The sequence below is a fragment of the Hymenobacter terrigena genome (assembly GCF_054776515.1).
The window spans coordinates 327397-342780 of sequence record NZ_BAAHBU010000001.1 but is presented as its reverse complement, the minus strand read 5'-3'; the positions used below and the strand labels follow the sequence as shown (position 1 = coordinate 342780).

The 15384-nt window shown below is 61.0% G+C and carries 12 protein-coding genes; 9 read left to right on the top strand and 3 right to left on the bottom strand.

The features are described from left to right. Positions 1–34 precede the first annotated feature (34 nt). Positions 35–637: a DUF4304 domain-containing protein gene (locus tag ACYU7Q_RS01255; RefSeq protein ID WP_460607616.1), complete on the bottom strand. Its 603-nt coding sequence runs from the start codon at positions 635–637 to the stop codon at positions 35–37. A gap of 61 nt (positions 638–698) precedes the next feature. Here ACYU7Q_RS01255 and ACYU7Q_RS01250 point away from each other — a divergent pair, with 61 nt between their 5' ends. Further along, on the top strand, positions 699–1382 hold the full coding sequence (locus ACYU7Q_RS01250) for a YiiX family permuted papain-like enzyme (protein WP_460607615.1): 684 nt from the start codon (positions 699–701) through the stop codon (positions 1380–1382). Here ACYU7Q_RS01250 and ACYU7Q_RS01245 read toward each other — a convergent pair. Then, positions 1379–4624: an InlB B-repeat-containing protein gene (locus ACYU7Q_RS01245; RefSeq protein ID WP_460607614.1), complete on the bottom strand. Its 3246-nt coding sequence runs from the start codon at positions 4622–4624 to the stop codon at positions 1379–1381. The genes ACYU7Q_RS01250 and ACYU7Q_RS01245 overlap by 4 nt on opposite strands. Before the next feature lie 723 nt (positions 4625–5347). On the opposite strand from ACYU7Q_RS01245, the gene ACYU7Q_RS01240 reads away from it, so the two are divergent. From ACYU7Q_RS01240 to ACYU7Q_RS01220, 5 genes are all read left to right on the top strand, one after another. Continuing rightward, a complete protein-coding gene (locus tag ACYU7Q_RS01240) occupies positions 5348–7429 on the top strand; it encodes a VWA domain-containing protein (protein WP_460607613.1) in 2082 nt (693 codons plus the stop codon). A gap of 112 nt (positions 7430–7541) precedes the next feature. Continuing rightward, on the top strand, positions 7542–8222 hold the full coding sequence (locus ACYU7Q_RS01235; protein WP_460607612.1) for a Rossmann-fold NAD(P)-binding domain-containing protein: 681 nt from the start codon (positions 7542–7544) through the stop codon (positions 8220–8222). A gap of 4 nt (positions 8223–8226) precedes the next feature. Then, on the top strand, positions 8227–9354 hold the full coding sequence (locus tag ACYU7Q_RS01230; protein WP_460607611.1) for an MBL fold metallo-hydrolase: 1128 nt from the start codon (positions 8227–8229) through the stop codon (positions 9352–9354). 90 nt (positions 9355–9444) lie between these two features. After that, a complete protein-coding gene (locus ACYU7Q_RS01225) occupies positions 9445–10032 on the top strand; it encodes a pseudouridine synthase family protein (RefSeq protein WP_460607610.1) in 588 nt (195 codons plus the stop codon). 6 nt (positions 10033–10038) lie between these two features. Then, a complete protein-coding gene (locus ACYU7Q_RS01220; protein ID WP_460607609.1) occupies positions 10039–11046 on the top strand; it encodes an alpha/beta hydrolase in 1008 nt (335 codons plus the stop codon). 25 nt (positions 11047–11071) lie between these two features. Here the strand turns inward: ACYU7Q_RS01220 and ACYU7Q_RS01215 are convergent, their stop codons facing one another. Then, positions 11072–11530, bottom strand: a complete 459-nt coding sequence (locus ACYU7Q_RS01215) for a tetratricopeptide repeat protein (protein WP_460607608.1) — start codon at positions 11528–11530, stop codon at positions 11072–11074. Positions 11531–11835: 305 nt separating this feature from the next. Between ACYU7Q_RS01215 and dnaK the strand changes: the two genes are divergently transcribed. The 3 genes from dnaK (at position 11836) to ACYU7Q_RS01200 (ending at position 15317) form a co-directional block, all read left to right on the top strand. Next, positions 11836–13779 carry an Hsp70 family protein gene (gene dnaK, locus ACYU7Q_RS01210; RefSeq protein WP_460607607.1) on the top strand — a complete coding sequence of 648 codons (1944 nt, stop codon included), beginning with the start codon at positions 11836–11838 and terminating at the stop codon, positions 13777–13779. 138 nt (positions 13780–13917) lie between these two features. Further along, positions 13918–14628 carry a hypothetical protein gene (locus tag ACYU7Q_RS01205; protein ID WP_460607606.1) on the top strand — a complete coding sequence of 237 codons (711 nt, stop codon included), beginning with the start codon at positions 13918–13920 and terminating at the stop codon, positions 14626–14628. A gap of 26 nt (positions 14629–14654) precedes the next feature. Beyond that, a complete protein-coding gene (locus tag ACYU7Q_RS01200; RefSeq protein WP_460607605.1) occupies positions 14655–15317 on the top strand; it encodes a hypothetical protein in 663 nt (220 codons plus the stop codon). Positions 15318–15384 lie beyond the last annotated feature (67 nt).

Below are 15384 nucleotides of genomic sequence, written 5' to 3'. Positions count from 1 at the left end.
CGCTTTTCTTGCGCGGTGTCCTTTCGATTTAGAATTAGACTTCAATTCCACGCCTTTTCGCCTCTGCATTCATCCTTGCTTGCTCGACAGGGTTACTGATTTTTTGGTTTGCAAAGATTTGAAAAGCTTCGTTTGCTTTGACAAAATCTCCCAACCCCGCATAAGTAAGGGCAACATCATAAGTGCACGTTTGGCCGGGTGGATAAACTTGTTTCTGGGCTTCCAAACAGTCTTTCAATTCGACAATTGAAGCAAACCACTGGATAACAGCATCCACTTCAAATTTGACTATTCCTGCAAGCTCTTTTAAATCAGCGCTTCCATCAACATTATATGCGCGATGATGACCAGTTAAGGCATCCGTTCGAAACCGATACTGGCAATCAGATTCTTTGGGTCGGATAGGAATCGGCCAATTATAGCGCCATCCATATGTCAAAGGGAAATACAAACCGGCGTTTAAATAAAAGCTGGTAGAATAGGAAGTGTTGAATTGGCTATTCTGCACATTAAATATTTTTACAAAACCCTTTTCTTTCTTTCTAAAGGTTTTGCCGTCAATGCGAAATTCTGCAGTTTTGAAAGCAGGCTTCACGACGTTTTTAATTAGCTGACCGACTAATTCTTTTGGTGTCATTTGTTTCTCGTAGTTTGTTTAAGCAAAGGTGAAACTGAAGCTCAATAAACAAATACCCTAAATGAAACGCTGGCTGCTTCTCCTCTCACTGCTTCTGGTTCTGGTTCTGGCAGCCCTCGCCGCCTACCCGCGCTTACACCGCCGCTTGCTCCGCTACCAAAGCCACCGCGCCGCCGAAGCTGCCACCGCCCAAATCGCGCCCCAGCTCCACGACGGCGACCTGATTTTCCACACCTCGCAATCGGCCCAAAGCCGGGCCATTCAACTGGCCACGCACTCGGCCTGGAGCCACTGCGGCATCCTGTACCGGCAGGCCGGCCAGTGGCAAGTGTTCGAAGCCGTGCAGCCGGTGAAGCTCACGCCGCTGGCCGACTGGGTGGCGCGGGGCCAGGGTGGCCACTTCGTGACCAAGCGGCTGCGCGATGCGGAGGCCGTGCTCACTCACGCCGCGCTGGCACGCCTCAAAGCGGCTGGGCAGCCCCTGCTGGGGCACAATTACGACCTTTATTTCGGCTGGTCCGACGACCGGATTTATTGTTCCGAACTCATCTGGAAAGTGTATGAGCGCGGGCTGGGCCGACGGCTGGGCCAGCTCCAGCACCTGCGCGATTTTGACCTAAGCCACCCCGCCGTGCAGGCCAAGCTGCGGGAGCGCTACAGCAACAATCTGCCGCTGAATGAAACGGTGATTTCGCCGGCCAGCATCTTTAATAGCTCCGAACTGGTGACGGTACTGGCTCTCTAAGGCCGCATCAACTTAATTTGAGCGCGCTGGGTCGGGCCTTTCAGCAGCAGGTAATACAGGCCGGAAGCTGTTGTCTCGCGGGAGAAATCAAGCTGCTGATTTGTCCCGGTTAACTGGCCGCTGGCCAGCCTTGCCCCTACTACTGACACCAGCGAGTACGCCACCGGCCCTTGGAAATCATCGGGCAGCAGCACCCACAGCCGGCCGTCCCTGGTCGGGTTGGGGTACACCTGAGGCGTAGCACTACCAGCAGTGCCGTTCAATCGGGCCGCGGCGGGGATGCTGGCTGATGGAGCAGGCTGAGGTATGCCGCTGAAATCAGTTACCAGCGTCGTTCGGGCCGCGCCGGTGTTCTGGCGCCACACTTCGATGCCCGACAGGTTGGCATAGCCGCCGGCGGTGCTCAGCACCAGCGTCCCGTTGCCGGTGACGGTGGCGGGGTATGGCCCCAGTCGGCTCCAGTGCCCGGCCGCGCCGCTGTTGTAGTTGGCCAGCACAACCTGGCCCTGCACGCGCACATCGAAGATTTCCGGGCTGTTGTCTTCCCACACGTAGGCGTACACGGCGTAGGTGCCCGCAGGCACGTTGCGCAGCGTCGCGTCGATGCTGGGGCCGTACACCGACGAGCGAATCATGCTGGCCCGGGGGGCATCGGTGGCCGGGTTCAGGGCAACATTCTGGTTCGCAAACCGCGTCCCCGTTACGGTGAAGTTGGCTGCCCCCGTGGCGGCTTCCCAGTTTTGGCCATCCAACACCAGCGCGTTGCCGTTGATGTTCAGGGCCCGGTAAAACGTTAAGCCAGTGCCGCCAGTGGCCGTGAAGGTGGCCGTGATGTTCTTATTAGTTGTCATCGTCACGGTGAGCGGATTGGTAGTCCCGCTGGCATCGCCGCTCCAGCCGCTGAACTGGTAGCCCGCCGCCGCAGTAGCCGTCAGCGTTACGCTCGCCCCGTTGGCATAGCTGGTCTGGTCCGGATTTTTGGCCACCGTGCCGCTGCCTGAAGCCGTAACGGTCAATGCGTAGGTAGCCGGTGGGGCGGCGGTGAAAGTGGCCGTGACGGTCTTGTTGGCCGTCATCGTCACGGCGAGCGGGTTGGCCGTGCCCGTGGCGTCGCCGCTCCACCCCGTGAAGGTGTAGCCGGCGGCGGGCGTGGCCGTCAGGCTCACCGTCGCGCCGCTGGCATACGTGGCCTGGTCCGGGTTTTTAACAACTGTGCCGCTGCCCGTGGTGGCCGTGGTTAACGTGTACGTGGTCGGGGCCACCGCAGTAAAAGTGGCGGTGATGGTCTTGTTGGCCGTCATCGTCACCGTGAGCGGGTTGGCCGTGCCCGTGGCGCTGCCGCTCCAGCCCGTGAAAGTGAAGCCCGCCGCTGGGGTCGCCGTCAGCGTCACGTTGGTGCCGCTGGGGTAGCTGGTCTGGTCCGGATTTTTGGTCACCGTACCGCTGCCAGCAGTATTAGCGGTGAGTGTATAGCTGGCCGGTGCCACTTGGTTGGTCACCGTGAAGCTGATGTTGAGCGGCGTGCCAGCCGTGCCACCGCCATTGCCCGCGGTGTAAGGGGTAGCCATGAGCGTATAGTTGCCGACGGCCGGCGTCCAGGAATTGAATTTGCCCGAGCCATTATCGCCAAACAGCGCGTAGGGCGCCACCGATTCGGTCTGGCTCCGGGTTTGCGTTCCGCTCAGGGCGAAGACGACGCTGCCCACGGTGGCCGGGTTGGTAGTGGCCCGGATGTTCAGGTGGGTGGTGGGCAAGGTGGCCAGGTTGAGCGTCGCGCCCGTCGAAATCACTTGAATATCCGTGTCGGTATCGGCATTCACCAGCACGCAGCTTACCACGCTTGGGCCGGTAGCTGTGAAGGTGGCCGTGATGTTTTTGTTAGCCGTCATCGTCACCGTGAGCGGGTTGGCCGTGCCCGTCGCGTCGCCGCTCCAGCCGCTGAACTGGTAGCCCGTGCCGGGCGTGGCCGTCAGGCTCACGCTGCTGCCGCTGGCGTAGCTGGCCTGGTTCGGGTTTTTGGTGACGGAGCCCGTGCCCACGGTGCTGGTGGTCAGGGTGTACGAAGCCGGCGGGGCGGCGGTGAAAGTGGCCGTGATGTTTTTGTTCGCCGTCATGGTCACGGTGAGCGGATTGGTGCTGCCCGTGGCGTCGCCGCTCCACCCCGTGAAGGTGTAGCCGACGGCGGGTGTGGCCGTCAGGCTCACCGTCGCGCCGCTGGCATACGTGGCCTGGTCCGGGTTTTTAGTTACCGTGCCGCTGCCCGTGGTGGCCGTGGTTAACGTGTACGTGGGGGAGCTTGTCCCGGCACCTACTTGGTTGTAAGCCACCTGCTGCAAGGCCACGGCATCGGCCGGCGCTATGCCCAGATTGGCGGCGGCGGTTTCGCCGGCCCCCAGGGTGCGCGGGTCAACCCCCGCGATTTGGTAGAACAGCACGCAGGCGCTCAGGTACGAGCCCCATTTGCTGGCGTGGAAATAGCTGGTCCACAGGTCGAGCTGCCCGGCCGTGGGATTGTAAGGGTTGGGCATGGCCACCCCCGTTTGCATGGCCAGCTGCCAGGCATCGCCCACCGGAGCCACCGCTTCAAAATGCCCGTTTTGCGCAAATGCCTGGGCATAGGCGTTGTGCAGGTCCGTGCCCATGGCGGTGATGGGCTGGCCCGAATACGGCTGGCCGGCCGGATACGTGAGGTCAGCACGCGCCCAGGTTTCGTACAGGTAGACTTTGGCGGCGGCGTTCGCCGCATGAACCGCCTGTTCCAGGCGTGTGGAATAAGTAAAAAAGTCGGCCGGATTGCCGCCTTTGTTCACCGGCAACGGGCCGGTGCTTAGCTCCTGCAGCACCACTTTGTCCCAGCCGGCCGGCCGGCCGATAACCGCGAGGGCATTGGTGTAGTGGTAGGTCAGGTCCACCCCGTTGATGGCTTCAATGTGCACTTCATAGGCCAGGCCCGCCTCGTCGGTGAAGCGTTTGAAAATGCCCGGCACGCCGCCCCACGGCCCCGTGTCGTCGCTTTCGTGGCGGGGAGAGCTGGTGGGCAATCCGTAGTTTTCGTCGATGATGGCCGCCGTGTTGTAGTTGAGCACCGGCGCGACGTAGCCGTGCGTGAAACTATTGCCCACAAACAGAATGCGGGTTTGGGCCAGCGCCGGACCGGAACCACCAGCCAGTATGGCCAGGCCCGTGCACAAGGCAGCAATCAGCAATTTCAAATCACGGAAGTGGGCGTAACGAATCAGCATGGCACATAAGGTAAATTAATAAATAATTACATGTTTCTATGTTAAAAAAGACAGGACATGGGTACCCGCCCCTTGACCCATGCATGTGGCTGTGGGCGGGTGGTCGAACTGGTAGGCGGTAGAAAGGGGCAAGCCTGCGGCCGGGACTCAGCTGTGCCTGCCCGCAGGTGGTGCGTTGGTGGGCGTGGCAACGAGTGGGTAGCACCTTCGCCATTTGCACGGGCTATACGACCTCAGACGCCCCGAAGTCGACGCTTAGGCAGACTCCAGCATTGGCTTGAGCTGGATTTTAGCAGCCTCACCCGATGGGCATAAGTCTGTTGCTTCAAAACAAGCATTGACTTTCATTGGGTTACAGCTACATAAGGTTCACTTCTCGGAGCACAAAATATTTTATAACAATATTGTCAGAATATTTAATTATTACAACTAGTATTTAAACATCTTTCGATAGTAAGGAAGACTTCGTGCCGCAACTGCCTGTTAAGGCCAATATGGCTGGCGGCCATTTACCCCGAAAAACTGGGTTTCCAGCCGGCTTCATAGCTGCACACTCTCCACCGGCTTTTGCTACGCCCCACAAGCTCGTTGGGGACGTAGTTTTGTGGGCAAACCGGGGGCCCAGTACCGAACGGCCCGCGGTGCGGAGCCGTTGAAGCAGCGGCCGGCTGCAACTTTAGCGGCGCGGGCCGACCTTTAGCGCTGATTCAATCTGATTTCCGTTTGCTGACCACTCAATATTCTTCCTGGTTTATCCTGCTCTGCCTGGCCGTGGGCGCGGGCTACGCGGCCCTGCAATACTCGGCCCAAGCGCCCTGGGGCAAGCAGCGCAACTACGCGCTGGCAGCTTTGCGCTTTGCGGTGGTGAGCTTCTTGTGCTACCTGCTGCTGGCCCCGGTCATCCGCACCACCACCACGCACACCGAAGCGCCCGCACTGGTGCTGGCCGTCGACAACTCGCAGTCGGTGGAGCTATTCACCCCCAAAAACGTGCTCAGCCAGGCCACTACCGGCCTCGCCCGCCTCGCCGAAACGCTGCGCGGCAAGGGCTTCACCGTCGAAACCCGCACGCTGACGGCCACGCCCGACCGCCCGGCCCGGCCCGATTCGCTCCGTTTCTCGGCCGCTACCACCGACCTCGACCAGCTGCTCGCTGGCACCCGCGACGCCTACGAAGGCCGCAACCTGGCCGGCGTGGTGCTCCTGAGCGACGGCCTCGTGAACCGGGGCCGCAGCCCCGTTTCCTCCGAGTTCAACTTCCCGATTTACACCGTGGCCGTAGGCGACACCATCCCCAAGCGCGACCTGCGCCTGACCGGCCTCACTTACAACCGCGTGGCCTTCAGCGGCAATAAATTCCCCATTGAGGCCGAGCTGGGCTTTGAAGGCTACGCCGGCGGCGCGGCCACCGTGGAATTGCGCGAAGGCAACAAGGTGCTCGATAGCCGCCGCGTGGCCCTGCCCGCTGGCCGGCGGCGGGTGCGGGCCACGTTCCAGCTCACCGCGCCCGCGCCGGGCAAACGCCGCTATGAAGTGCGCGTCGTGCCGCAGGCCGGCGAGTTTACTGAGCTGAACAACGCCCGCACGGCCTTCATTGAAATCGTGAAGGGCAAGCTGCGCGTGCTGCTGGCCGGCGCGGTCCCGCACCCCGACCTCAAGGCCCTGCGCGCCGCCATTCTGGCCAACAACAACTTCGACCTCACGCTGGCCCTGCCCGGCGTGAACCCGCTCAAGGCCGATGCGGATTTTGACGTGGCCATTCTGCACCAGCTGCCGGCGCAGGGCGGGCTCGGCAACGAGATACTGGCCCAGGTGAAGGCCCGGCGCACGCCGGCGTTCTATATCATTGGGGCACAGTCCGATTTGGGAGCGTATAACCAGCTCGGCACGGGCCTCACCATTCAGCCGCGCGGGGCGCAAACGGATGAGGTGACGCCCGTGCCCAATCCCGGCTTCGCCCGGTTTGCGACGGACGAGGAATCGGCCCGCCGCTTCGCGCAGTACCCGCCCGCGCCGGTGCCGTTTGGCGAGTTGCGGCTGGGCGCGGGGGCCGAAGCCGCGCTTTGGCAGCAGGTGGGCCGCGTGGCGACGCAGAAGCCGCTGCTGGTTTTCGGCGGGCCCACCGACCGCCGCCAGGCCACGCTGCTCACCGATGGCAGCTGGCAGTGGCGCCTGAGCGAAGCCGTAGCCCACGACGACAAGCCCGAAGCCTACGACCGCCTCATCATCCGCACGCTCCAGCTCCTTACCCAAAACGCCAACAAAAAACGCCTCGACGTATACCCCACACAGGACGTTTTCGGCACCCAGGACGACGTGACCCTCGGGGCCGAAACCTACAATGCCGTCTTCGAGCGCCTTTATAATCAGAAAATTGACCTTACGCTAACCGACGAGAAAAAGCAAACCCGTCGCTTCTCCTTCGCCAATCCGGAAGACGGCTCGCCACTACACCTCGGGCCGCTGCCGGCCGGCCTCTACCGCATTCAGGCCCGCGCCACGCTGGGCGGCCAGCCCCAGCAGGACGCCGGCGAGCTGCTGGTGCAATCGCAACCGCTCGAAGCCCTGGAATCGAAAGCCGACCACAACCTGCTGGCGCAACTGGCGCGCCGGAGCGGCGCGCGGCTGTATTACCCGGCGCAAATGGATAAGTTGGCCCAGGACATCATCAAGGCCAACTACAAGCCGGTGATTACGGCCGAAGACGACCTGAAGGACTTAATCAATCTGAAGTGGCTATTCTTCGTGATTCTGGCCTTTTTGACGGTGGAATGGGCCGTGCGGAAGTATTCGGGCAGCGTATAGGTAGTGGAACCGGTAGAGATGCGAAGGGCCGCGCCTCTACACCGTTCTTTTGGCTCCTGCGTAAAGTAGAGATGCCTTCCAAGCGTCCTCCCTCCTACTTTACCTCCTCAATATGAAACTACGAGTCATCCTGACCGGGGCCACCGGCATGGTGGGCGAGGGCGTTCTGCTCGAATGCCTGGCAAACCCTACTGTGGAGCACGTGCTGGTGCTCACGCGCAAGCCCACCGGCCGCAGCCACGCCAAAATGCGCGAGCTGCTGGTGCCCGACCTGGCCAACCTGAGCGCCGTGGAAAGTCAGCTCACGGGCTACAATGCCTGCTTTTTCTGCGCGGGCGTGTCGTCGGTGGGCATCTCCAAGGAAGAATACGAGCGCATCACCCACGATATGACGCTGGCCGTGGCCGAAACCCTGGTGCGCCTCAATCCGGAAATGACGTTCACCTACGTGTCCGGCGCGGGCACCGACAGCACCGAAAAAAGCAGTCAGCACTGGGCACGCGTGAAGGGCCGCACCGAAAACGAGCTGCTGGCCCTGCCCTTTCAGGCCGCCTACATGTTCCGGCCAGGCTTTATGAAGATTACGCCCGGCCAGCGCAACGTGCTGAAGTGGTACGGGGCCATTGCCTGGCTCTACCCGGTGGCCCGCAAGCTGGCCCCGAACTTCGTGAGCACCGTGCAGGAAGTGGGCCGGGCCATGATAAACGCCGCCGATTTCGGCTACACCAAGCCCGTGCTCGAAGTGCGTGACATCGTGGCGCTGGCGCACAGCCAGGCCGCTCCGCGTCCCTAACCGAATGCGAAAATTCCTAAAAACCTCCCTAATGGCATCGAGCGGTATTATTGGCGTGGTGTTGCTGGCTGCCATTAGCTTCATTGGCCTCAGCCCGCAGCTGGGCGGCAAGCCCACCAAAGCCGAGCGGCAGACCTACGCGAAGTCAGGCCATTACAACGCAAAGGAGGATGAATTTGCGAACCTGATTCCGACCCGGGAAATTACCGGGAGTAGCATGCCGGCGGTGATGTGGAAATTTCTGTTCCGCAAATCGCCGCAGGCCGCGCCCCCCGGCCCGCTCCCTACCCAGCCGCTCGACTCGCTCGCCATCACTCAAAAAACGCCCGAACTGGTGCGCGTGACGTGGTTCGGCCACTCGGCCAGTCTGCTCGAAATCGCGGGCCAGAACATCCTGCTCGACCCCATGCTGAGCGTGAAAATGGGCCCCGTGAGCTGGGCCGCCCCCAAACGCTACAACCGCAGCCTGGCCATCGCGCCCGAAAAGCTGCCACCCATCGCCGCCGTCCTCATTTCGCACGACCACTACGACCACCTCGACTACGAAACCATCCGGAAAATCAAGGACAAAGTGGGCCGTTTCTACGTGCCGCTCGGCATTGGCCCGCACCTGCGCCGCTGGGGCGTGCCGGCCGCGCGCATCACCGAAATGAACTGGGGCGACAGCGCCAAGTTGCCCGGCCTCACGCTGCGCTGCACGCCCAGCCGGCACTTTTCGGGGCGCGGCCTGGGCAACCGCAATTCCACACTCTGGTGCTCCTGGGTGGTGCAGGCTGCCGTCAAGCGCGTGTTCTACACCGGCGATGGCGGCTACGGCCCGCACTTCGCCGCCATCGGCCGGCAGTACGGGCCGTTCGATTTGGCCTTGGTCGAATGCGGGCAGTACAACGAGAGTTGGGCCGAAATCCACATGAAGCCCGAGCAGAGCGTGCAGGCCGCCCGCGACGTGCGCGCCGCCGTGATGCTGCCCGTGCACTGGGGCGCGTTCACCGAGTCGCTCCACGCCTGGAACGAGCCCGTGACCCGCGCCACCGCCGAGGCCGCCCGCCTGGGCCAGCCCATCACCACACCGCACCTGGGCGAACCGGTAACTTTGGGGGCTAAGTTGCCGCAGCAGCGCTGGTGGGAGTAGCGCGAACTTTTAGTCCGCGACCGCAACAGCTGCATTGCTAGCCTAACCACTCTTGCCGTTCTTACTCGCGGACTAAAAGTCCGCGCTACTATGCGTTACATCCTCCTCAACAAGCCCTACGAAGTCCTCACCCAGTTCACCGACGAGCACGGCCGCGCCACGCTCAAGGATTTCGTGTCCGTGCCCAACGTGTACCCCGTTGGCCGCCTGGATTTTGACAGCGAGGGCCTGCTTCTGCTCACCGATGACAAGCAGCTTCAGCACCGCCTCAGCGACCCCAAATTCAAAGTCCCCAAAACCTACTGGGCCCAGGTTGAAGGCACGGTTTGCGAAGCCGCGTTGCAGCAGTTGCGGCGCGGCGTGCAGATAAAAGAAGGCCTCACCGCTCCCGGCGAAGCCGCCGAACTACCCGAGCCCGAGCTGCTCTGGCCACGCAATCCTCCTATCCGCTACCGCGCCAGCATCCCCACCAGTTGGCTGGAAATCCAGATTTCGCAGGGCATGAACCGCCAGGTGCGCAAGATGTGCGCAGCTGTGGGCCTGCCGTGTTTGCGGCTGGTGCGCGCCGCCATTGGTCCGCTGGAGCTAGGCGAGCTACAGCCCGGCCAGTGGCGCGACCTTACTCCGGAGGAAGTGAATTCGCTACGCAAAATAAGCGGGACTCTGCGGCGTTTCTAAGCCCAAATGAAGGACCGCTCCCGCCGCTGGCTATTTCTCCTGCTTCTCACCGGCTTCGTCGCCATGAACGCCGTGGCCTTCTTCCACGCCTGGCGCTTCACGCATTTCTCCAACGAGCCCGGCCTGCACTCGCCTAACCCTGAGCAGCTCGGCCCCGGCCAGAAACTCTGGCTGCTGCTCACCGGCATCCGCAACCCCAAGCCGCAGAACGGCCCCAAACCTAGCTTCCCGGTTGAAACCGTTACCATCGCCAGCCCCAACGGCCCGCTCGAAGCCTGGCTGGCCCGCCCCGACACCGGCCGAGGGCGCGGCACCGTGGTCCTGTTTCACGGCTACACCAGCAGCAAGTCGCACCTCACCCACGAGGCCGGCTACTTCCGCCACCTCGGCTACAACGTGCTGCTGGTAGACCAGGCCGGCAACGGCAACTCCGCCGGCTTCCGCACCACCGTGGGCTACCGCGAGGCCGACGATGTGGCGGCCGCATTTCATTGGCTTCAGGATTCCACGAATAACTCCTCAAGCTCCCCTCTCCGCGGGAAATGCGACAAAGCATTTTTTGGGGCCGGGGGTGAGGTAATTCTCTACGGCGTGAGCATGGGCGCCGTCGCCATCCTCCGCGCCGAAGCCGAGCTGGGCATCCGCCCCACCGCCAACATCCTCGAATGCCCCTACGGCAACATGCGCCAGACGGCCTACAACCGCTTCGAATCCATGCACGTCCCCGGTTTCCCGATGGCCGATTTGCTGGTGTTCTGGGGCGGCGTGCAAAACGGCTTCTGGGCCTACGGCCTCAACGCTGAGCACTACGCCAGCCATATCCGCACGCCTACCCTGCTGCTCTGGGGCACCGCCGACCCGCGCGTAACCCGCGCCGAAACCGATGCCATCTTCGCCCACCTCGCCGGCCCCAAAGCCCGCCACGATTTCTCCGGTGTGGGCCATGAGCCGTACTGGAAGCGCTACGCCGCCGATTGGGAGCAGCAGACGCAGGCGTTTCTGGTTATGAAATAGCCCCTCACTTAAACTATCAGTAAGCTTAATTATGCGCTGATTCCAGCACTTTTAATCCTACTTGAGCTAAACCATTTTCGGGGTACGTCTCTAATACTTGCTTATAAAGCTCGGCAGCTTTCCTGCCTTCTCCAATTTGAGTATAGCAAAACGCAACGTTGCATAAGGCCATTTCACGGTAGCACATCCTGGAAGAGCTTAATAAGGTGATGTAGCGGTATTCATCAACCCAAGAATTCTCCGTAAAAAATTTATAGCTCGCTTCAAAAAACGGAATGGCCTCTGCGAATTCTTGTTTTTTGACAAGCTGCATACCTTTTCGATGGTCTCTGGCAACAAAATTTCGGAGGATAAGAGCCAACCCAAAATAAATTACCGCTGTCGGAAACACAGGATTTGCCATTCCGCACAAGTAGCAAACCAGTCCAATCAAAAACATAATAACAAGCTGAGGAATCATTGAAATCCAAGCCACTTGTTTCACTACTGGTACATTTGACGCCATATACTTTCTCTTAATTACAGGTAGAGGATTTAAGCAATTAAAATGCGTTGCTCATGCAAGTAGCGCAGAAAATGACGGACCTGTCCTGCACCCTTGTCAGGAAATCCCCCGCGGCCTGAAACAAATCAAGCCACCGCGTCGCATAACCCCAGCCCAGGCCCGCATTCGGTGACAATCTGTCACCAAAATGACGCTGGTACGTTGCTTGTAATCCCCCGGTAGCAGCGGCAACGCGGCTTGAAACCTGACAAATTCCACTCCCCTTAACCAACACACCCCCTATCATGGGCAAAATAATCGGCATTGACCTCGGCACCACCAACTCGTGCGTAGCCGTAATGGAAGGCAACGAACCCGTTGTAATTCCCAACAGCGAAGGCCGCCGCACCACCCCCAGCATCGTCGCTTTCCTCGACGGGGGCAAGGGCGAGCGCAAAGTGGGCGACCCGGCCAAGCGCCAGGCCGTTACCAACCCCAAGAATACGATTTCCAGCATCAAGCGCTTCATGGGTCGCCACTTCAACGAAGTAACGGCCGAGCAGAAGCACGTTTCCTACGAAGTAGTACCCGGCCCCAACAACACGGTAGCCGTGAAGATTGGCGACCGCAACTACACGCCGCAGGAAATCTCGGCCATGATTCTGCAAAAGATGAAGCAGACGGCCGAAGACTACCTCGGCCAGTCCGTAACCGAAGCCGTTATCACGGTGCCCGCATACTTCAACGACGCCCAGCGCCAGGCCACCAAAGAGGCTGGTGCCATCGCCGGCCTCGACGTGAAGCGCATCATCAACGAGCCCACGGCTGCTGCTTTGGCTTACGGCCTCGACAAGAAGCACAAAGACCAGAAGATTGCCGTGTATGACCTCGGCGGCGGTACGTTCGACATTTCCATCCTGGAGCTCGGCGATGGCGTGTTTGAGGTACTGAGCACCAACGGCGACACCCACCTCGGAGGCGACGACTTCGACCAGGTCATCATCAACTTCCTCGCCGACCAGTTCAGCAGCGAAAACGAAGGCCTCGACCTGCGCAAGGACCCGATGGCCCTGCAGCGCCTGAAAGAAGCCGCTGAGAAAGCCAAAATCGAGCTGTCGAGCTCGAACGAAACAGAAATCAACCTGCCCTACATCACGGCCACGGCCTCGGGCCCGAAGCACCTGGTGGTGAAGCTCAGCCGCTCGAAGTTTGAGCAGCTCGCCGACGACCTCGTGCGCCGCTCGATGGAGCCCGTGAAAAAGGCCATGCAAGACGCCGGCCTGAGCACCTCTGATATCAACGAGGTTATCCTCGTGGGTGGCTCCACCCGCATTCCCCGCATCCAGGAGGAAGTGGAGAAGTTCTTCGGCAAGAAGCCTTCGAAGGGCGTGAACCCCGACGAAGTGGTGGCCATCGGTGCTGCCATCCAGGGCGGTGTACTGACTGGCGAAGTGAAGGACGTACTGCTGCTCGACGTGACCCCGCTTTCGCTCGGCATTGAGACGATGGGCGGCGTGATGACCAAGCTCATTGAGGCGAACACCACCATCCCGACCAAGAAATCGGAGACGTTCTCGACGGCTTCCGACAACCAGCCTTCGGTGGAAATCCACGTGCTGCAAGGCGAGCGTCCGCTGGCCAGCCAGAACCGCACCATCGGCAAGTTCCACCTCGACAGCATCCCGCCCGCACCCCGTGGCGTGCCGCAAATTGAGGTAATCTTCGACATCGACGCCAACGGCATCCTGAACGTAACTGCCAAGGACAAAGGCACCGGCAAAGAGCAGAAAATCCGCATCGAAGCCAGCTCGGGCCTGTCCGAAGCCGACATCAAGCGCATGCGCGACGAAGCCGCTGCCAACGCCGAAGCGGACAAAGCCGAAACCGAGCGCATTACGAAAGTGAACGCCGCCGACTCGATGATTTTCCAGACCGAAAAGCAGCTGAAAGAGTACGGTGAGAAACTGAGCGGTGGCAACAAAACCGCCATCGAAGGTGCCCTCGCCGACCTCAAATCGGCCCACGAAGCCAAAGACCTCGCCCGCATCGACACCGCCATGGAGGCTATGAATGCCGCCTGGCAGGCTGCCTCGCAGGAGATGTACGCCGCTGGTGGGGCCGAAGGTGGCCAGCCCGGTGGCGAAGGCTTCCCCGGTGGCAACGGCCAGCCGCAAGGCGGCAACGGCCAGGGCCAGCCGGCCGGCGACCACGTCACCGATGTGGACTACGAAGAAGTAGACGGCAAGTAATTTGAGTTGTCGTTTAAACTGAAAAGGCCGGGAGCGCATGCTTCCGGCCTTTTTTTGTAGGTTTATGGCATGTTGACTTGCTGGAACTGTAAGCTTTGGCTGATTGGGTTTTTGGTGTTTTTGGGTAGTGCTGCCGCAATGGCGCAGGATAAGCCGGCGCTAGGTGGCTTGAGGGCCGCGCCGGCCGCCAAGATTTCGGTGCGGCCGCTTCCTGGCCACGCCAGCACGGCCGACACTTCCCGGTTTCCGCTCACTTACTGCATTGCGTTGCCGACCATCACGCCTGCCGAGCAGTGGGAAAAAGACTACGCCCGCTACCAGCGGCTACTGCCTCCCGAAATCAAGAAAACCCAGCTGGGCCTTGATTTTATGGCCGCCAACGGCGTGGATACTTGGTGGTGCGCCAACTCGGCCAGCCCCTACTCCCAATTGGATACGACCACCCGCATTGCCGACGCGCAACGACTGGTGGGTGAATGGCACGGCGTAGTCAACCGGCTTATCACGCACATCGACTCGTTTTCGATAGCCGACCAGAAGTTTTACCGCAGCGCGACAGCGAAGGACACCCCCGGCCCGTTCACAGTCCGATTCACGGGGAACAAGCTCGAGTTGAAGCCGGCCTCGCTGCGCCGAAACCGAAACCACCGCAACTACGTGCTGCTCAACCAGCGCTACCTGCTGCTGTACGGAACGGCGAAAAGCAGCGGCAATGTGTCGCTGGTGGGCCTGGACCCGGCGGGTCGGCTCGTGTTTCACACCAGCACCGTAGTCGAGCGCAAGGTGCGCGGCCAGTTTCTCACCTACCAAACGGTAACCCGCCAGCTCATTTGCGAGCGCACGCCATAAATTGGCAATCACCCTATAGCTTTTCTATGCTCGACTTTCTACCCTTCCAGTCGTTTCCCTCGGCCGAGGCAGCGCAGCCGCTGCTGGCGATGCTGCGGCAGCGCAAGATTCCGTTCGAAACCGCTACTGATACCGGCGAGCCCATTTTCAATCCGGCCTTCACCTTCAACAACACCTACGCCACCTTCGTGGTGAAGCTGCACGGGCCGGACTTTGAGTGGGTCCGCCGCCTGCAGGAAGAAGCCAACCGCGAGGCCCTGGCCACGCTCAGCCCCGACCACTACCTGTTCAGCTTCTCCGATGCCGAGCTGTTCGAGCTGCTGGCCAAGCCCGAAGAGTGGAGCCCGCTCGACGTGAGCCTGGCCGGACAGCTGCTGCGGCAACGGGGCCGCGATGTATCGGCCGATGCCATCCGGCTGCTGCGCGAGCACCGCGTGGTGGAACAAAACAAGCCGGAGCGTGACAACACCGGCCGCATCCGCCTGGGGTATTTGTTTGCGCTGCTCGGCGGGTTTGGGGCCATTTTTATGGGTTGGGAGCTGTACTCGCACAAGAAAACCCTGAACGATGGCCGCCAAATCCCTGGCTATTCGGCCCGCGACCGGGTGCACGGCCTGCGCATTATGACGCTCGGAGCGGCCAGCTTCATCCTCTGGCTTGCATGGCGCGTGGCGATGATGCCGCAATAGCCGGGCTAACTTTGCAGCCATTGGCCCCGCATTCGCGTAAGCACGCCCACGGACGCGCTTAGTACCG